Source organism: Xanthobacter flavus, from assembly GCF_017875275.1.
Taxonomy (GTDB): domain Bacteria; phylum Pseudomonadota; class Alphaproteobacteria; order Rhizobiales; family Xanthobacteraceae; genus Xanthobacter; species Xanthobacter flavus_A.
This window is the reverse complement of sequence record NZ_JAGGML010000001.1, coordinates 1430888-1448201: the sequence shown is the minus strand read 5'-3', so window position 1 is coordinate 1448201 and position 17314 is coordinate 1430888. Positions and strand designations below refer to the sequence as shown.

Annotated in this window: 17 protein-coding genes; 2 read left to right on the top strand and 15 right to left on the bottom strand. The window is 68.8% G+C overall.

From position 1 onward, the window contains the following. Window positions 1-3: 3 nt before the first annotated feature. Window positions 4-1482, bottom strand: coding sequence for a two-component system sensor histidine kinase NtrB (locus J2126_RS07065; protein ID WP_245327234.1), 1479 nt, complete (start codon window positions 1480-1482; stop codon window positions 4-6). Window positions 1483-1935: 453 nt separating this feature from the next. Between J2126_RS07065 and J2126_RS07060 the strand changes: the two genes are divergently transcribed. Further along, window positions 1936-2496 (top strand): helix-turn-helix domain-containing protein, encoded by a 561-nt coding sequence (locus J2126_RS07060; RefSeq protein WP_209485185.1) that lies wholly within the window; start codon window positions 1936-1938, stop codon window positions 2494-2496. 221 nt (window positions 2497-2717) lie between these two features. Further along, entirely contained in the window at window positions 2718-3005 is a 288-nt protein-coding gene (locus tag J2126_RS07055; RefSeq protein ID WP_209485183.1) for a hypothetical protein, read from the top strand. A 78-nt stretch (window positions 3006-3083) separates the two neighbouring features. Here J2126_RS07055 and J2126_RS07050 read toward each other — a convergent pair whose 3' ends face one another. From J2126_RS07050 to J2126_RS06985, 14 genes are all read right to left on the bottom strand, one after another. Continuing rightward, window positions 3084-3500 carry a hypothetical protein gene (locus tag J2126_RS07050; protein WP_209485181.1) on the bottom strand — a complete coding sequence of 139 codons (417 nt, stop codon included), beginning with the start codon at window positions 3498-3500 and terminating at the stop codon, window positions 3084-3086. 26 nt (window positions 3501-3526) lie between these two features. Then, complete coding sequence (gene actP, locus J2126_RS07045; RefSeq protein WP_209485179.1) at window positions 3527-5188, bottom strand: cation/acetate symporter ActP; 1662 nt, start codon at window positions 5186-5188, stop codon at window positions 3527-3529. After that, window positions 5185-5541: a DUF485 domain-containing protein gene (locus J2126_RS07040; protein WP_209485177.1), complete on the bottom strand. Its 357-nt coding sequence runs from the start codon at window positions 5539-5541 to the stop codon at window positions 5185-5187. Before J2126_RS07040 ends, actP begins: the two co-directional genes overlap by 4 nt. Further along, a complete protein-coding gene (locus J2126_RS07035) occupies window positions 5538-6812 on the bottom strand; it encodes an FAD binding domain-containing protein (protein ID WP_209485175.1) in 1275 nt (424 codons plus the stop codon). Before J2126_RS07035 ends, J2126_RS07040 begins: the two co-directional genes overlap by 4 nt. 193 nt (window positions 6813-7005) lie before the next feature. Further along, window positions 7006-7623 (bottom strand): TetR/AcrR family transcriptional regulator, encoded by a 618-nt coding sequence (locus tag J2126_RS07030; protein WP_348634253.1) that lies wholly within the window; start codon window positions 7621-7623, stop codon window positions 7006-7008. A gap of 174 nt (window positions 7624-7797) precedes the next feature. Beyond that, window positions 7798-8520, bottom strand: a complete 723-nt coding sequence (locus J2126_RS07025) for an ABC transporter ATP-binding protein (protein ID WP_168462100.1) — start codon at window positions 8518-8520, stop codon at window positions 7798-7800. Further along, the gene (locus J2126_RS07020; protein ID WP_209485173.1) at window positions 8510-9259 is read right to left on the bottom strand and encodes an ABC transporter ATP-binding protein; all 750 of its coding nucleotides are present in this window, start codon (window positions 9257-9259) and stop codon (window positions 8510-8512) included. Before J2126_RS07020 ends, J2126_RS07025 begins: the two co-directional genes overlap by 11 nt. Continuing rightward, the gene (locus tag J2126_RS07015; protein ID WP_245327233.1) at window positions 9256-10260 is read right to left on the bottom strand and encodes a branched-chain amino acid ABC transporter permease; all 1005 of its coding nucleotides are present in this window, start codon (window positions 10258-10260) and stop codon (window positions 9256-9258) included. The genes J2126_RS07020 and J2126_RS07015 overlap by 4 nt, the downstream gene beginning before the upstream one ends. Further along, complete coding sequence (locus J2126_RS07010) at window positions 10257-11108, bottom strand: branched-chain amino acid ABC transporter permease (protein ID WP_209485171.1); 852 nt, start codon at window positions 11106-11108, stop codon at window positions 10257-10259. The genes J2126_RS07015 and J2126_RS07010 overlap by 4 nt, the downstream gene beginning before the upstream one ends. 39 nt (window positions 11109-11147) lie before the next feature. Continuing rightward, window positions 11148-12689 (bottom strand): aldehyde dehydrogenase, encoded by a 1542-nt coding sequence (locus J2126_RS07005; RefSeq protein WP_209485169.1) that lies wholly within the window; start codon window positions 12687-12689, stop codon window positions 11148-11150. A 30-nt stretch (window positions 12690-12719) separates the two neighbouring features. Next, window positions 12720-13703: an amidohydrolase family protein gene (locus J2126_RS07000; protein ID WP_209485167.1), complete on the bottom strand. Its 984-nt coding sequence runs from the start codon at window positions 13701-13703 to the stop codon at window positions 12720-12722. Between the two features lie 50 nt (window positions 13704-13753). After that, window positions 13754-14980, bottom strand: coding sequence for an ABC transporter substrate-binding protein (locus tag J2126_RS06995; protein WP_209485165.1), 1227 nt, complete (start codon window positions 14978-14980; stop codon window positions 13754-13756). 156 nt (window positions 14981-15136) lie between these two features. Further along, a complete protein-coding gene (locus J2126_RS06990) occupies window positions 15137-15862 on the bottom strand; it encodes a YoaK family protein (protein WP_209485163.1) in 726 nt (241 codons plus the stop codon). Window positions 15863-15964: 102 nt separating this feature from the next. Further along, on the bottom strand, window positions 15965-17158 hold the full coding sequence (locus tag J2126_RS06985; protein WP_209485160.1) for a cupin domain-containing protein: 1194 nt from the start codon (window positions 17156-17158) through the stop codon (window positions 15965-15967). Between the last annotated feature and the right edge of the window lie 156 nt (window positions 17159-17314).

Below are 17314 nucleotides of genomic sequence, written 5' to 3'. Positions count from 1 at the left end.
TGGTCACGGGCGGATGTCCCTGGTGCTGGAAGGGGAGGTGGCGCCGGAAATTGGCAAGGTGAGGGAGAAGCACATGCCCCCCTCGTTGTTCAGTGCGGCGTTGATGCGGCCGCCGTGGGCCTGCGCGATGGAACGCGAGATGGAGAGGCCGAGGCCCATCCCATCCTCCTTCGTGGAGACGAAGGGCGAGAACAGGGTGGCGAACATGTCGGGCGCGATGCCCGGCCCGGTATCGCGCACGCAGATGGTCAGCTCCGCCTCGCCGTCCGTGGGCCACGGCGGCGTCGCGAGCGCGGTGCCGATGTGCAGCACGCGGCGGGATTCCGGAACCTCTTCCATGGCCTGGATGGCGTTGAGCACCAGATTGATGAGCACCTGCTGCAACTGGATGCGGTCCCCCTCGATGAGCGGCAGGCCGGGCGCGAGGGCAAGCTCCAGCCGGACACGGTGGTTCCACAGTTCCCGCTCCAGCAGCAGCACGCAATCCTCCACCAGCTCGGCGCTGTCCAGCGCCTGGCGCACCGGCGTGCCGCGGCGGGCGAAGGCGCGCAGCCGCTCCACCACGTCGCTCGCGCGGCGGGCGTTGGCGATCATGCGGGTGACCGAGGATTCCGCCTCGCCGAGGTCCGGCTCCGCGCGGCGCAGCCAGCGCAGGCAGGCCTCGCCGTTGGTCACCACCGCCGCCAGCGGCTGGTTGACCTCATGGGCGATGGAGGCGGTGAGCTCGCCCATGGTGCTGACGCGGGTGACATGGGCGAGATCGCTCCGCACCTGGTGCAGCTCCTGCTCGGCCTTCTGCCGTTCGGTGATGTCGCTGCTGGTCTCCATGATGCCGCTGGGCCGTCCACGCGCGTCGCGCTGGAGCGACCAGCGGCTGGCGCAGACGAGCTTGCCGCCGTCGCGGGTGGTCTGGACGATCTCGCCCTCCCAGTGCCCGGTCTCCAGCACGGCGCCCATGATCTCGGCGCGGGGGGCGGGGTAGTCTGTCTTGAGCAGCGCGCCGGCCGGCTGGCCGAGGGCCTCGGCGCGCGTCCAGCCGTAGAGCCGCTCGGCGCCGCGGTTCCAGTACACGACCGTATCGGAGAGGTTCCGCACGAAGATGGCGTCGTGGGAGAGATCGAGCAGCGCGGCCTGCTCCTTCAGCGCCCCCGTCGCCTGCTGGTTGCGCAGGGTGAGGAAGGTCGTGACGGCGATGGCTGCGACGCTGACGAAGCACCGCATGGCGGAGGAGATGTTGTAGTCGGTGGCGTGGATGATCCCGAAGCTCAGGATCGTGAGCAGGACGCACACGCCGGCGACCGTCACCAGCCCCGTGCGCCCGAACAGGGTGGCGCTCAGGGTCACGACGACCACGTAGAGCACGGCAATCGCCATGTCTAACGGCGAGAGCGTGTCCACGAGGAAGATCGCGAGGCACAGCAGCGCCACGAGCACGGAGCCGGTCCGCCGCCGGGCGGCGGCATCCGCGCTGTTGCTGGACAAGGAACCGGCCGGACCAGACATCATGCCCTCGCGCGTTTGGCGTGCGCCCGGCGATCGGCCGGAATGCAGTCGCCGGCCGTGCGCCGTGCGGCTGCCGGTCGCCCGCTATCGTGCTTCGGTATCACCGCCATAGGCCTCGATCTTGCCAGTTTGAACGGCGGATGCGCCGGCTCGCGAGCAGGCAGTGCAGCAAAAACGGCCGGCCGGCTCAAGCCCGCTAACCCTAAAGTCCTTCCGCCTATACCAAGGTATGCCCGCCGCAACCCGATCATATGAGCGGCGAACCCCAAGTAGAATGGAGCAAAACACGGTGGCGACCGATGCTTGGCTCCAATCGGCGAAGCGTTAGGTCTTTCCGCCGGAACGGGCTGGCGCCGTGATCGCGCCGCTGCCGGGCCGGGCGCAACGGTGGGGCCGCGCGGAGCCGTCCATCCAGCATTGGGGGTCTTCCGCATGTCGTTCCATGCCACGTCATCCACCGCCGCCGAGGCCATCGCGCAGAGCCATGCGGGCCTTCATGCGGGTCTTGATGCCGAGGTCCGCCGCATCGGGCGGCTCGCGCCGTTCCCAGCCCGCCAGGCCCCGGTCCTGCCCCGGCCGGAACAGAAGCCGGCGCGGGCCAGCTCCGGCCTCGTGGCATGGCGGCTCAAGCGGGTGCTGGCCTTCATGGAGGAGCATTATTGGGAGCCCGTCACGCTCGCAGACATGGCGCGCGTCGCCGGCCTCAGCCGCATGCATTTCGCCGCCCGGTTCCGCGTCTCGACAGGCGTCCGGCCGCATGAATATCTGCTGCGGCTGCGCGTGGAGCGCGCCCAGAAGCTGATGCTGGAGAGCGCGGAGCCGCTCGCGCAGGTCGCTTTCAGCGTGGGTTTCCAGACCCAGGCCCACTTCACCACCGTCTTCCGGCGCTTCGCCGCGACGACGCCCAATCGCTGGCGGTCGGAGCAGTTGGCCCGCGCGCCGCGCGGCGGCCGGCCCGCCCCGCATGCGCTGGGGCCTGCGCATCAGGCCTGATATCCGCTTTCCAGCAATCCCGATGATCAGAGGCCGGTGCCGGCATGGCGCCGGCCTCTTGCGTTTGCGCTCCGGCGGGCGCGCGGTGCATGCCTGTTCGGGCAAAGGCCATACGTTCGTATACTGAATAGTCGAAGCATATGAGAAGAATAAATCACGGCATAATATTCCCGGTCGGCAGCATCTCCTAAATTCATCACATCAACAACGGAGTGCTTGCCATGTCCATCAAGTCTGCTGTCCTCGCCGCCGGTGTCGCCGTGGCGCTCGTCTCGTCCATGGGTTCGGCCTTCGCCGGCCCGACCGTCCAGAAGGAGAATGTGGAGCAGTATGCCGTCTCCGCGCAGGGGAGCCTGACCCCGACCTCGCCGGCGGCCGTGGCCCGCGAGCAGGCCCGCCTCGAGCGTCCCAGCGCCTTCGGCACCCCCGGCCCCTATTATGTCTCCGAGCGCCCGTTCGAGACCGGCAACGCCCAGTCCGGCCCCGCCCACGACGCCGACGACAATTGATCGGCGCAATACTGAAAGCAAAAAGGGGTCGCCTCGGCGACCCCTTTTCTTTTGCGCGGACGGGCATGCGCCCCGGTCTCAATCGACCTTCAGCGGCGCGTTGTCGCTGTCGAGGAACTCGACGGTGGTGAACACCAGTTCAGTATCCCCGATGTTGGTGAGGTCATGCATCATGAACTCGCCGGGGCCGAAATGGTGGTGCTTGGTGTCGCCGGCCTCATACGTCACTTCGGCGACGTGCCCGTCGGCATAATGGGAGCGGGCGCGCCCGCCGGTCACGGCCGTCCAGAAATAGTCGAGCACATGGGTGTGAAAGCCGATGCGCTCGCCGGGCTTCAGCGCGAGGTGCCACACCCGCACCCGCTCGCTCTGCGACACGAGACGGCTGCCGACGCGGCCATTACCGCGGCTGGCATGCAGATCCGCCCGCAGGGCCTCGGGCCAGTCGCGCGGAGCTTCGATGGTGGCGTAGGTGGCGGTGGTGTTGATGTTCATTGGGTGTCTCCCTGTATTTCGGCGTTTCAGTCCAATGCGAAGCCGGTCTGCGCCCGCACGTTCTGCGCGGCGAAGGCCGCGCGCACGCGCTCGGCCGCCGTGCTGCGATCCGCCAGCGAGACGAGGATCGAGACGAGGAAGGCGAGCGGCACGGAGAACAGCGCGGGGTTGTCATAGGGGAACGGCGCCGGGCCGAGCTTCAGCGTCGTCGTCCACACGCTGGGGCTCAGCGCCACGAGCAAGAGGGCGACCACGAGGCCGGTCACCGAGCCGGTCACGGCGCCGCGCGTGGTCAGGCCGGGCCAGGACACCGACAGCACGATGACGGGGAAGTTCGCGCTCGCCGCGATGGCGAAGACGAGGCCCACCATGAAGGCGATGTTCTGGTTCTCGAACAAAAGGCCGAGCGCCATGGCGAAGAGGCTGATGACCACCGCCGCCGCCTTGGAGACCCGCACCTCCTCCTGCTCCGAGGCCTTGCCGCGCCGGATGACGCGGGCATAGAGATCGTGGCTCGCCGCCGACGCGCCGGCGATGGTGAGGCCCGACACCACCGCGAGGATGGTGGCGAACGCGACCGCCGAGATGAAGCCGAGCAGCACCGAGCCGCCGAGCGCGTTGGCAAGGTGCAGCGCCACCATGTTGGTGCCGCCCACCACCGCGCCGGTCGCATCCCTGAAGCTCGGGTCCGACATGACGAAGGCGATGGCGCCGAAGCCGAGCACGAACAGCAGCGTGTAGAAGACGCTGATGAAGCCCGTCGCCACCAGCACGGAGGTGCGCGCCTGCCGGGCATCGGCCACGGTGAAGAAGCGCATCAGGATGTGCGGCAGCCCGGCGGTGCCGAACACGAGGGCGACGCCCAGCGAGATGGCCGAGATGGGGTCCTTCACCAGCCCGCCCGGCGCCATGATGGCCATGCCCTTGGGGTGGAGCGCGGCGGCGCGGGCGAACAGCGCCTCCAGGCTGAAGCCGAAATGGCCGAGGATGAGCAGGGACATCACCACCGAGCCGGTGAGCAGCAGCACCGCCTTGATGATCTGCACCCAGGTGGTGGCCAGCATGCCGCCGAAGGTCACATAGGCCATCATCAGCAGGCCCACGAGGCCCACCGCCACCCAGTAGGGCAGGCCGAACAGCAGCTCGATGAGCTTTCCGGCCCCCACCATCTGGGCGATGAGATAGAGCAGCACGATGACCAGCGTGTTGGTGGCCGCCACCACCCGCACCGGCACTTCCGAGAGCCGGTAGGCCGCCACGTCGGCGAAGGTGTAGCGCCCGAGGTTGCGCAGCGGCTCGGCGATGAGGAACAGGATCATCGGGAAGCCCACGAGGAACCCGATGGCGTAGATCATGCCGTCATAGCCGGAGGAATAGACCAGCGCCGTCACGCCGAGGAAGGTCGCGGCGGAGGTGTAGTCGCCGGCGATGGCGAGGCCGTTCTTGAAGCCGCTGAGGCCGCCGCCGGCAGCGTAATAATCCTGCGCGCCGCCGGTGCCCTTGCGGGCCGCCCACCAGGTGACGCCGAGGCTGACCGCCACGAACATCAGGAAGAGGGTGATCGCCACCGGATTGACGGGCTGGCGGGCGCCGCCTTCGATGGCGCCGGCGGCCGAGGCCGGAGTGGCGGCGCAGGCGAGGGTGAGCGCAAATGCGAGGGCCGCGCCGTTAAGCTGAGGCCGTTTCATTGCACGTCCTCCCTGAGGTTCTGGGTGAGGCGATCGAAGGTGCGGTTGGCGACGGCGACGTATATCGCCGTCAGCACGAAGCCGAGGCCGAGCAGGCCCACCCCCGCGACGATGCCCCAGGTCGAGACCGCATCCGGCAGCACCGGCGTGCCGAGTGCGCTTGGCTTCAACGCCACGGTGAGGATGTAGGCGAAATAGAGCGTCGCCATCAGCGCGGCCATGGAGAGGCCGAGCCGGGCGCGGATGGCGGCAAGGCGGCGGAAATTGGGGTTCTGCCGGATAGCCTCGATGCGCGCGGCGGCATCGAGCGAACGCGCATGCGGGCGCGGGGGGAAGGCGCCGTCGGGCTTCATGCTGCGATCCCCGTGGCGACGGCGGTTTCGCTCATCACCGCCTCGGGGTGGCGGTGCCGCTCGGCGCGGGCGCGCTGCTCCTCGTCGAGGATCTGCGCCTGCATGTAGGCGCCGAGATGCCGCGCCCGCTGCACCACGGCGCGGCCGAAGGCGAGACGCTTGGCTTCGAAGGCGGCAAGCGCGGCTTCCACATCCGTGCCGTCCGCGAGCGCGTCGGCGAGGGCTGCGGCATCGGCTGCGGCCTTGGTCACGCCCATGCCCACATGGGGGCGGGCAACGAAGGCCGCATCGCCCAGGATCACCACATGGGGCGAGAGGCGCAGGCGCGGGCTCTCCAGGTCCTGGATCGCCTGCAGGAAGGGCTGCTGCGTGCGCTCCACCACCTCGGCGAATTGCGGCGCCAGCAGGCGGTGCGCGTCCGCCCGCATGCCGGCCACCACTTCCGGCCGGATGAGGTGCGGGGGAATGGAGAGGGGATGGCGCGTGCCGTCCACATCGGTCAGCAACTCGGCGAGCTGCCCGTCGCTGGCGGCCGGGCGATACCAGACGAAATTGTAGCGGCGGTGCCCTTCGTCGAGCTGCTCGTCCGCGCCGGCGACGGGATAGCCGAGCATCTGCTCGCCGGGCGGCAGGCTGAAGGAGAAGTGGCCGCAGAGCGCCGCGCGGGTTTCGGGCGAGAGCGCACTCTCGTCCACCAGTCCGCGCCAGGCCACATAACCCGCATAGCTGGGCTTGGCCTCCGGCACGAAGGCGGCGCGCACGGTGGAGAACAGGCCGTCCGTGCCCACCAGCAGGTCGGCTTCCTCCACCGCGCCGTCGGCGAAGTAGGCGCGCACGCGCTCGGCGCTGTCCTCGACGCGCACGAGGTTGCGGCCGTGGTGGTAGCTGTCGTCCGGCAGGGCCGAGCGCAGCAGGCGGTAGAGGTGGCCCCAGGAGGTGAGCACCTGCGGCAGGTCGAGCTGGCCGGTGATGCGGCCATCCGGCCCGAACACCCGCCGTCCGCTGACGCCCACGCCCACGCGGGCCTCGGTGACATCGAGGCCGGTCTTGCCGATGACGTCGAACAGCTCGGGATGGGTGACGATGCCGGCGCCGCGCCCGGCGAGTTCGCTGCCGATGCGCTCGAAGACGGCCACGTCCCAGCCCGCCCTGCGCAGCAGCAGCGCGGTGAACAGGCCGCAGATGGAGCCGCCGATGATGACGGCGCGCTTGGGGCGCGCGAGGGCCGCGGCGGTGCGCGCCTGCGGCCCGGCGTTGGTGTGCGTTGGCATGGTGTCCTCCCTCGGCTCCTGAAGGCGGCAGCCCGTTCGCCTGTGCGAGGGCCGGCCGGCGCGAGCCGTCCAGTGGTCGCGTCGCATCGCCGGTGCCCGGTCTGTGCCGGGCTGGGCGAAGCGGTCCGACTATTTATCGGATGATAGATAGTGGCGCGAAATGCGACCGGCGTCAAACTAATTTATCAAATGATTATTTCCGGCCCGCGACCTTCCTGCGCGCCGGCTTGGCGCGGTCGATCACCGAGGCGAAGGCCGCCGGGGCGCCGTTGAGGAAGGCGTTCACCTTCACGTCGATGTCGGCCTCGGGATCGGCCGGAATGGGCATGCCGTAGATGAACTTGCGCACGCCGATGTAGAAGATGCCCGCGTGCAGCGACCAGATGAGCTCGATCTCTTCCTCGCTCACCGGGGCTTTCTCGTCGAGACCGTTGGCGGCGCGGATCTCGATGACCATGCGCTCGAACAGGCGCGCGCGCAGGAAGGCGAGATAGCGGCTGTTGAAGTCCAGCCCCTTCAGGCCGGCGAACATGAACAGCCGCACCCATTCATAGGTCTGGATGACGGCGGCATAGGCCCGGTAGAACCGCTTCAGCCGCTCCTCGATGGGGATGGAGCGGTCGGCGATGGCGGTTTCCCACTCGGTCTGCCAGCGGCTCTGGTAAACCTCCTGATAGACCCGGTCGAGCAACGCATCCTTGCCGGGAAAATAGCGGTAGAGCAGCGGCTGGGTGATGCCGAGCCGCTGCGCCAGATCCCGCGTCGCGCCGTCGAATCCGAATTCGGCGAAGAAGGCCACCGCCCCCGCCACGATATCCCGCTCCCGGTCCGCGGGTGACAGGCGACGACGCTGGGGGGAGGGGGCTTTAGAGGACGGCACTGCGGACACCCGGTCTTTATCGGACGATCAATCCTAGCACGGCTCGCGTGCGATTCATCACCCTGCGACGAGATGCCGGAAGGTCAGGTGCCGTTTCTGCCGCCGTCAGTGGACGCCCAGATGCTCCTCCAGCCGGGCCGGATCGGCCTGGAAGTCCGCCGCCGAAGCCTTGTCCACCACCCGCCCCGTGCTGATGACCACCACCTCGTCGGCGAGCTTCAGGGCGAAGGCCATGTGCTGCTCCACCAGGATCACCGACAGCCCGGCGGCCCGCAGCCGACCGACGATGGCGCCCACCTCGGCGACGATCTGGGGGGCGAGGCCCTCGGTCGGCTCGTCCATCAGCAGCACGCGCGGCGCGGTCACCAGTGCCCGGCCGATGGCCAGCATCTGCTGCTCGCCGCCGGACATGAGCCCGGCCGGATGCCGGCGCCGTTCCTTCAGGCGGGGGAAGAGGCCGAAGATGTCGTCGTCCGTCCACGCCACACGCCCGTCCGGCGGCCGGGCGCAGCGGGCGACGGCGAGATTCTCCTCCACGCTGAGGCTGCGGAAGATGCGCCGGCCCTGCGGCACCAGCGCAAGCCCGGCCCGGCAGATGGCCTCGGGCGAGAAGGCGGAGATGTCCCGCCCATTGAGCACGATCCGCCCGGTGCGGGTGGGCAGCAGGCCGGCGAGGGCGTTCATGCAGGTGGTCTTGCCCGCGCCGTTGCGGCCGAGCAGAGCGAGAATGCGCCCCGGCGCCACCTCCAGCGACACGTCGTGCAGGATGTGGCTGTCGCCATAGAAGGCGTTCAGGCCGGAGAGCGAGAGCGCGGCGTCACTGGGCAAGATAGGCCTCCCGTGTCCTCGGGTCCGCGATCACCTCCTCGCGCGTGCCGTCCACGATCAGGCGGCCATGGTGCAGAAGGGCGATCTTCTCGGCGAAGGCGAGCGCGACATCCATGTCGTGCTCGATCATCAGGATGGTGAGGTCGCGCGGCAGCTCCGCCAGAAGCGCACTGACCGTGCCGCGCTCCTCCTTCGACAGGCCGGCGAGCGGCTCGTCCAGCAGGAGGATGCGCGGCGCCTGCGCCAGCGCCATGGCGATCTCCAGCCGCCGCTTCTCGCCGTAGGAGGTCTCCGAGACCGGCCGATCGGCGAGCGTGTCGAGCCGCACCCGCGCCAGCACCTCCAGCGCCTCGCGCCGCAAGGCGGGGTCCGTCGCCACTGCGCCATAGGGCTTCCAGCGCTGCGGGCGCCCGCCGAGGAGGGCCATGATGACGTTGCCGATCACGCTCTCGCGCGCGAACAGGGTGAGGATCTGGAAGGTGCGGCCGATGCCCCGCGCCGCACGCCGGAAGGTGGGCAGGGCCGACACGTCTTCTTCCGCGATGCGGATCTGCCCGGCGGTGGGCCGGAGGTCGCCGGCGATCAGGTTGAACAGCGTGGTCTTGCCTGCGCCGTTCGGGCCGAGGAGCAGGCGCCGCTCGCCCGGCGCGACGGTGAAGTTCACGCCCTGGATGACATGGAGCCCGCCGAAGCTCTTGTGCAGATCGTCTATCCGAAGGGCGGCAGTTGGCGCGGTCACGGGCGAGCCTCCTTGACGGGGGTGGCGGGGATCGCCGTCGGCCCGCGCCGCGTGGCGAGGTGCGCGCCGAGCGTGCGCATCAGCCGCCGCGCGCCGGGCAGAAGCCCTTCCGGCACCACCACGATGATGAACAGGAAGATGAGGCCGAGCAGCGTCGGCCAGCGGTCGGTGTAGGCGCTGGCGACATTCTTCAGCAGCACCACCAGCGCCGCGCCGACAATCGGCCCGAAGGTGGTGCCGAGCCCGCCGGCGATCACCATCAGCACCGCTTCCGACGACACCGTGAGCGAGAGCGTGTGGGGGCTGATGAAGCGGAACAGCAGCATGTAGAGCACGCCCGCGATGCCGGCGATGCCCGCCGAGAGCACATAGGCCGCATAGCGGATGCGCCACACGTCATAGCCCAGCGTGCTCATGCGCCGCGGCTGGTCGCGCACGCCCTGCATGGAGGCGCCGAGCGGCGAGCCGGCAAGGATGGTGACGAGCGCGAGGCAGCCCCCCGTCACCACGAGGCACAGGTAGAAAAGCCCCGTGCCGTTGGCGAGCAGCCCCTGGAAGCGGGGCATGGAGATGCCGTTCTCGCCATTGGTGAGGTCCACGTAGCGGAAGGCGACGCCCCACACGATCTGGCCGAGCGCGAGGGTGATCATCAGGAAGCTCAGGCCCGAGGTGCGCAGCGCCACGAGGCCGAACAGCGCGCCCGCCGCCACCGACAGGCCCACCGCCGCCGGGATCGCCGCCCAGAGCGGCCAGCCGGTGCTGGTCGTCAGCAGCGCGAAGGCATAGCCGGCGATGCCGAGAAAGGCCGCGTGGCCCAGGGAGACCATGCCGCAATAGCCGGCGATCAGGTTCACGCTCACCGCGAACAGGCCGTAGACGAGAACCTGCGTGGCGATGGACAGATAGAACGGCCCGGGCAGCACGAGGGGAACCGCCGCCGCGCAGATGAGGAGAATGCCGAGGGTCTTGAGGCCGGGGTTTTTCATGCGAAGGCATTTCATGCGGCTTGCCTCCCGAAGAAGCCCTGGGGCCGCACGGCGAGCACCACCACCATGGGCAGGAAGAGGATGACGTAGGCGAGATCCGGAAGAAGCATCTGCCCGAAGGTGTAGACGAGGCCGATGACGAGGCTGCCCGCCAGCGCCCCGGTGAGCGAGCCGATGCCGCCGAGGATGACCACCAGCAGCGCCAGCGGCAGCATTTCGGAATCAAGGCCGGGATAGACCGACATGATGGGCGCCGCGAGCGCGCCGCCGATGCCGGCGAGCCCGGCGCCGAGGCAGAACACGGTGGTGAACAGGCGCGACACCGGAATGCCCATCGCCCGCGCCATCTCCCGGTCGTCCACCGCCGCGCGGATGCGGGCGCCCAGCGTGGTGCGCTCCACCAGCGCCCAGATGCCGACGAACGCCACCAGCGCCAGCGCCACCAGCGCCAGCCGATAGGCGGGAAAGACGATGCCGCCGAACCCGACCGCGCCGCGCAGCGCCTCCGGCGCCGGCTGGGCGATGGGATCGCCCGACCACACCAGCAGGCACTGGTCGGCGATGATGAAGGCGAGGCCGAGCGTGCCCAGCACCTGCGCCAGCTCGCGACCCGCGAGGCGGCGGATGAGCGTGCGCTCCAGGATGCCGCCGAAGACGGCGCACGCCGCCCCGGCCGCCAGCACCGCCCCCGCGAACCCGAGCCCCACCGCGGAGGTGGCGATGTAGCCCCCCAGCATGAAGAGCGCGCCGTGGGCGAGGTTCGCGACCCGCATGAGGCCGAAGATCAGGGAAAACCCGACCGCCAGCAGGAACAGGATCGCGCCGAACGCGAAGCTGTTCAGGAAACCGTTGATCCAGAACATGGGGGCCATCTCCAGGGGCCGCCGCGGGGGCGGGCGGTTTCAGTTCAGCCGTTGGGTGGGGGCGCTCATGTCGAACCAGTCGAACGGCTGGTCGCCGACGTTGACCATCACCGCCTTCACGTCGAAATAGGCGTCGAACGCCTCCTTCCCGAACTCGCGGCCGATGCCGGAGAGCTTGAACCCGCCCCAGGGCGAGGCCGCATCCACCCGGTGGTGATCGTTGATCCAGACGATGCCGGCCTCGATGCGGTCGGCGACGCGATGGGCGCGGGCGATGTCACGGGTACGGACAGCGGCGGCGAGGCCGTAGGGGCTGTCGTTGGCGATGCGCACGGCATCGTCCTCGGTGTCGAACGGGGTCACCACGGTGAACGGTCCGAACACTTCCTCCTGGAAGATGCGCATGCGCGGGTCCACATCGGCGAAGACGGTGGGCTCCACATAGAAGCCGTGGCTGCCTTCGAGTCCGGGCGGCACACGACCGCCCGCCACCAGCCGGGCGCCCTCCTCAAGGCCGATGCGGGCGAAGTCCAGCACCCGCGCCCGCTGCCGCTCGGAGATGACCGGCCCCATCTGGGTCGCGGCATCGAAGGGGTCGCCGACGGCGATGGCCTTCGCCTTGGCGGCGAGCTTCTCCACGAACGCATCGTAGATGGAGCGCTGCACGATGTGCCGCGCGGCGCAGACGCAGGTCTGCCCCGCGCCCACGAAGGCTCCGAAGGCGGCATAGTTCACCGCCTGGTCGAGGTCGTAATCGTCGAAAACCAGCACCGGCGTCTTGCCGCCGAGTTCCAGCGTCTGGCGGGCGAAATTGCTGGCGGCGGCGGCGCCCGCCCGGCGCCCGGCTTCCGTGCCGCCGGTGAGCACCAGCTTGCGGATGCCGGGATGCTCCGACAGCGCCCGCCCGGTGACGGCGCCCGGGCCGGTCACCACGTTGAACACGCCCGGCGGCAGGCCGGCCTCCGAGAAGATCTCGGCGAGGCGCAGCGTGGTGAGCGGCGTGTATTCGGAGGGCTTCACCACCGTGGTGCAACCCGACGCGAAGGTGGGGGCAAGGTTTCGGCAGGCGATGAGCAGAGGATGGTTGAAGGGCGTCACATTCGCCACCACCCCTACCGGCAGGCGGCGGGCGTAGGTGAGATAATCGCCCTCCACCGGGATCACGTCGTCGCGCCGCGCCATGGCGAGGCCGGCATTGTAGCGGAACAGGTCCGGCACGCGGGCGAGCTGGGCGCGCGTCTCGCGCACGGGCCGGCCATTGTTCAGCGTCTCCAGCTCGAACAATTCGTCGAGATGGGCCTCCATCACGTCGGCGAGCTTGTTGACGAGGCGGGCGCGGGTGCGCACCGACATGGAGCGCCACTCCTTGGAGCGGAACGCCGCGTCGGCGCTGGCGACCGCGCGGTCCACATCCTCCGCGCTCGCCTCGATGACCTGCGCGATGGTGGTGCCGTCTCGCGGGGCGGTGATGTTCATCAGGGCGCGCGGGCCGGGATCGACGCTGCGGCCGTCGATGAACAGGCCCTTGACGAGGTCGTGACGGGGCGTTCCGGCCGAAGCCGGTTCCAAAGTGAGTGCCATGTGTGTCTCCGTTTCGTCGGGATGCGGCGGTCAGCCGCCGGTCAGAGCCCAGGCGTTGCCGCCGGCGATGCGGGCGCGCGCATCGGCGGAGAGGCCGGGCACGGCGTCGAGCGTGTCGAGCGCGGTCTCGTCCGCCATGTCGAAGGGGATGTCGGTGCCGAGCAGCACATGCTCCGGCCCGACGAGATCGATGAGATAGGCGAGCGCCCCGGCATCATGGGTGATGGTGTCGAAATAGAAGCGCCGGAACAGCTCCTTCGGCGAGGTCGGAATGGTCTGCGCCTCGCGCCGCACCTTCCAGCCGTGGACGAGGCGGCCGATCTGATAGGGCAGGAAGCCGCCGCCGTGGGAGAGCGCGACCTTCAGGTCGGGAAGCTCGTCCATCACCCCGCCGAAGATCAGGTCAGCCGCCATGATGGCCGTGTCGAGCGGATTTCCGGCAAGGTTCGTGAGGTAGTATTTCTCGAAGCCCGCCTTGGTTCCGAAGTAATAGGGGTGGGTGAGGATGAGCACGCCCAGTTCCGCGGCGCGCCGCAGCACGGGCCGGAACTTCGGCTCGGAGAGGGCGGCGCCGTCGATGTGGCAGCCGATCATCACCGCGCGCATGCCGAGATCGGCGACGATGCGCTCCAGCTCCGCCACCGCCGCGTCGGGCGACTGCATGGGCAGGGTGCCCATGGGCCGAAGGCGCTGGGGCGCTGCGGAGGCGAAGGTCGCGATCTCGTCATTGAGACGCCGCACGAACGCCACCTCCGCCTGCGGCGGAACGCGGTAGAAGAACAGGGTGGGCGAGGGCGAGATGATCGCGGCGTCGAGGCCCCGGCGGTCCAGCGCCTCGATCTTCGCCGAGGGGGTGAGAAACTCCTCGAACAGGGGATAGGCGAAGCCCTCCCGGTGGGCGAGGCGCGTTGCGCCCTCCGCCCGGTCCACCCGGACGCCGAAGACATCCGCTTGGGTTTCGAGGTGCCGGATGATGGCCTCCGGCATGACATGGTTGTGGGCGTCGACGATCATGGAACCGTGCTCGCAAGGGTGGGGCAGGGGTGCCGCGGGGCGGCGCGCGCTCAGAGCTTGGTGGGCTCGCCGCGCGAGTAGACCGGCGCGGCAAGGAAGGCTTCCGGCTTGTAGGTCCAGAACTGCGAGACGTTCTCGTAGGTCTTGATCACCGTGTTCATCAGCCTTCCGTCGCGACGTTCCGTCTTGCGGATGTAGATGTTCTCGATGGGATTGCCGTAAGCATCGAGCCGCCACGGGCCACGCGGATCGTCCTTGATGTCCACCTTGCGCAGGGCGTTCATGAAGGCCTGCTTGTCCTCGATCTTGCCGTCCACCACTTTGAGAGCGGCCTCGAGCGCGAGGCCGGCCGAGTATGCGCCTTCGGAATAGAAGCCGGGATCAACGCCCGTCTGCTTGCGCAGCGCGGCGACGAAGCGCGCGTTGGCCTCGCCCGGCAGCGCGGCCGAATACCAGCCGGCGGAGATGATGCCGATGGCCTCGTCGCCCATGCTGTGCAGCACGCCCTCGTCCACCGTGGTCATGGAGCCGATGAGGGGGATTTTCCCCTTCAGGCCATATTCCGAATACTGCCGCAGGAAGCGAAGGCCGTTCGCCCCGGCGAAGGCGGCGAAGACGGCATCGGGCTCGCCGATCTGCGAGATGTAGGAGCCATAGTCCGCCACGTTGAGCGGCGCCCACAACTTCTTGACGAGGGTGCCGCCGGCCGCCTCGAATGTGCGCTGGAACCCTGACGTCTGCTCCTGGCCGAAGGCGAAATCATCGGCGATGGCGACGATCTTCTTGTACTTCAGCTCCCGCGCCACATAGTCACCGAGCGGGTGGCAGGGTTGGGCGGAGGTGGACGAGGTGCGCACGAACCAGGGGTTCAGGCGGCGCTGGGTCAGGTCTTCCGCGGCGGCCGAGCAGCACAGGAAGGGAACTTCCGCCTCCTGCAAGTAATCGTTGATCGCCAGAGCCTCGAAGGCCGCCACCGGCCCCACCACCACCTGCACGCCGGAGCGCTGCACCAGCTCCTGCGCCCGCGTCTTGGCGAGCGCCGGCTGGCCGCCCGTATCGGCGACGATGAATTCCACCGGACGCCCGGCGACACGTTCGGCGCGCTCGCGCAGGAAGAGGCGGAAGCCGTCCTCCATCTGCCGGCCGCCTGCGGCGAGGGCGCCGGATTTGATCGTGAGCATGCCGATGCGAATGGGCTGTTGCTGGGCCATCGCGGGCAGCGCGCCATAGGAGACGGCAGCCGCTGTCGCTCCCAGGAATCCTCTCCTTGAGATCATGTAATCCTCCCGGACGATTTTTATTTATCGTTCGATCACTATTCGCATGGGAGGTGATCTGCGTCAAGGCGGTTCGCGGCGGGATGTGACGGGCAAGGCGCGAAAAATGGTTCGGCGCCTGCACGCTCGGCGTCGGAGCGGGCCGCCCAAGCCTTTTCAATGCCGGAATAAATCGGCAACCAACATCGCCACCAGAATGGCCGCCGCGATGAGCAGGCAGGCAGCGGGGCCGAGCGGCGTGATGAGGAGCGCGCCGCCCGCCGCGCCGGCGACGAAGGCGATCCAGCCGAGAAAAAGGGTCGCCGTGCCGGCGGGGTCCGCCGCGCGTGCGCGCAGCCGGGCAATGGACTGGCCGAGGCGGACGAGTTCGCCGCTGACGAAGCCCTTGCCGACCGACGTCTGTCCCGACGTCTGATGGAGGCTGTTCTGCAGGCCCATGGCAAGCGCGACGGGCAGAAGGCTGATCGTGGACAGCGCGATGCTCGACGCGGCGGCGGCGAGGAGGAGAAGCCCGGCCTCGATGCCGAGCGCCAGCGGCAGCAGCCGCACGCCGGCATGATCGTGAAGCAGCGTTCCGGCCGAAGCGCCGAAGACGAACGCGGCTACGACTCCGGAAATGGCTGCGATATCTGGAATGCGCAAGGTGGCGAGCGCTATTCCCAGGTGAATGCTGTTGCCGCTCATGAAGGACACGTAGAGATGACTGAATGTCACATAGGCCACGACATCCAGAAAACCGGCGACGGCGGTGAGCAGGGCGCCGAACACTGCGGGATGCGCCATATCGAGCGGAACGGGGGCGGCTGATCTCACCGGCGGCGGGGCGGGCGGCGCCGGCGTCGGATCGGCCGAAGAGGCTGGCGGATAGCCGAGAAACGTCATGGCGTCCTCGCGGGTTCTACGCGGGCCGGGGCTCCCAAGACTGGGCTGAGGCGGGTTTTACTGGCGACCGGCGGCGCGGACACCGCCGGTCGCCCTCCCGGATCACGGGAGGAGGGGATGGTGGCCGGTGGGGATTTTGGCGATCTCCCCGGCCGTGAGGTGGGTGTGGTCCATCACCACCTGTTCGGGTAGCGCGCGCAGCCAGCGGTTCAGGGAGATGTCGTGGAATTCGGGCGCCACGAACAGTTCGAGGAAGACGAGATCCTCATCTCCGGTATTCTCGATGTAATGGCCGGCCATGTTCTGCACGAAGCCCACGTCGTTGGAGCTGAAATCCATCGTGCGGGCCGCTTCCTGGCCGGGGAACACGGTCATGCGGCCGCGTCCCTTGATCCAGTATTGCCATTCGCTGCCGTTGGGGTGCCAGTGCAGCTCGCGGATGCATCCCGGCTTCACCGTCACGATGGCGGAGGCGATCTTCTGCGAGGCCGGGAAGTTGCGGGAATCGATGACCTTCACCGTGCCCGATGCGCTTTCCCGCGTGGGCGTCATGGTGCTCGCCTTGAAGGTGTAGGAGATTCTCGGCGTCTCGGCGTGGCGCGCCACCTCGGCGATGTCCTGGTCGAGCGTATTGGTCGGCTCGGCGGCGGAGAAGATGTAGAGCGGTTCGCCCTTGGGCAGCCGCGCGATGGCCTCGGCATCGAGGCCGAAGTTCTTCTCCAGTATTTCGGGCGGGGTATGCTTGAGCCAGTCGGAAAGAAGCAGCGTGCTTTCCTCTGAGAAGTCGCCCTGGTTGAAGACGAGCAGGAATTCGCAGCCGTCCTCACCGAGGGCCTGGATGGAGTGCGGCGCGCCGGCCGGGAAGAGCCAGAGGTCGCCCTCGCCCACGTCGTCCACGAACAGGGCGCCGTCCGTCGTGAACACCGTCACCCGCGCGCGGCCGGAGAGCATGATCGCCCACTCGTCCGCGAGGTGCCAGTGCAGCTCGCGGAAGCTGCCACGGGTGAGGCGCATGTTGACGCCGGCGATATCCTTCGAGACCGGAAGCTCGCGCGAGGTGACCTGATGGGTCCACCCTCCGTCCTGCACGCGGCGGTGGGTGAGATCGAAGGAGTACCAGAAGGGCTCGACCACGCCGTGATCGGTGGGCGGCGGCACGTCCGAGCTGGGGTTGAGCGCCATGAGGGCGCGGTTCTTCGGCCCCGTATTGGTCGCCGAGACATTGCGCTCGGCCGTGGCGGTTTCCTGGGCGAGGGCGCTGTAGAAACCGGCGGGCTGTTTGGCGTCGTTGGCCATGGCTGCTCCTTTACGGTCTTTGGGCAAGGTGATGGCGTGGGCTTTGCTTTGAGCCTCGACTTCGGCATGACATGTCGAATGCCGGATAAGAGTGCGCGTCGCTGGCCCGTCGCGCCATAACACCTGAAGACCGGGCGGCGCCGTCTTGGTATGGGG

Bases quoted from the DNA above. Each gene is read 5' to 3' on its own strand.
- J2126_RS06985 (WP_209485160.1), bottom strand. From the start codon at position 17,158: ATGGCCAACGACGCCAAACAGCCCGCCGGTTTCTACAGCGCCCTCGCC.
- J2126_RS07000 (WP_209485167.1), bottom strand. From the start codon at position 13,703: ATGATCGTCGACGCCCACAACCATGTCATGCCGGAGGCCATCATCCGG.
- J2126_RS07035 (WP_209485175.1), bottom strand. From the start codon at position 6,812: ATGCCAACGCACACCAACGCCGGGCCGCAGGCGCGCACCGCCGCGGCC.
- J2126_RS07050 (WP_209485181.1), bottom strand. From the start codon at position 3,500: ATGAACATCAACACCACCGCCACCTACGCCACCATCGAAGCTCCGCGC.
- actP (WP_209485179.1), bottom strand. From the start codon at position 5,188: ATGAAACGGCCTCAGCTTAACGGCGCGGCCCTCGCATTTGCGCTCACC.
- J2126_RS07005 (WP_209485169.1), bottom strand. From the start codon at position 12,689: ATGGCACTCACTTTGGAACCGGCTTCGGCCGGAACGCCCCGTCACGAC.
- J2126_RS07060 (WP_209485185.1), top strand. From the start codon at position 1,936: ATGTCGTTCCATGCCACGTCATCCACCGCCGCCGAGGCCATCGCGCAG.
- J2126_RS07010 (WP_209485171.1), bottom strand. From the start codon at position 11,108: ATGTTCTGGATCAACGGTTTCCTGAACAGCTTCGCGTTCGGCGCGATC.
- J2126_RS07055 (WP_209485183.1), top strand. From the start codon at position 2,718: ATGTCCATCAAGTCTGCTGTCCTCGCCGCCGGTGTCGCCGTGGCGCTC.
- J2126_RS06990 (WP_209485163.1), bottom strand. From the start codon at position 15,862: ATGACGTTTCTCGGCTATCCGCCAGCCTCTTCGGCCGATCCGACGCCG.
- J2126_RS07015 (WP_245327233.1), bottom strand. From the start codon at position 10,260: ATGAAATGCCTTCGCATGAAAAACCCCGGCCTCAAGACCCTCGGCATT.
- J2126_RS07040 (WP_209485177.1), bottom strand. From the start codon at position 5,541: ATGAAGCCCGACGGCGCCTTCCCCCCGCGCCCGCATGCGCGTTCGCTC.
- J2126_RS06995 (WP_209485165.1), bottom strand. From the start codon at position 14,980: ATGATCTCAAGGAGAGGATTCCTGGGAGCGACAGCGGCTGCCGTCTCC.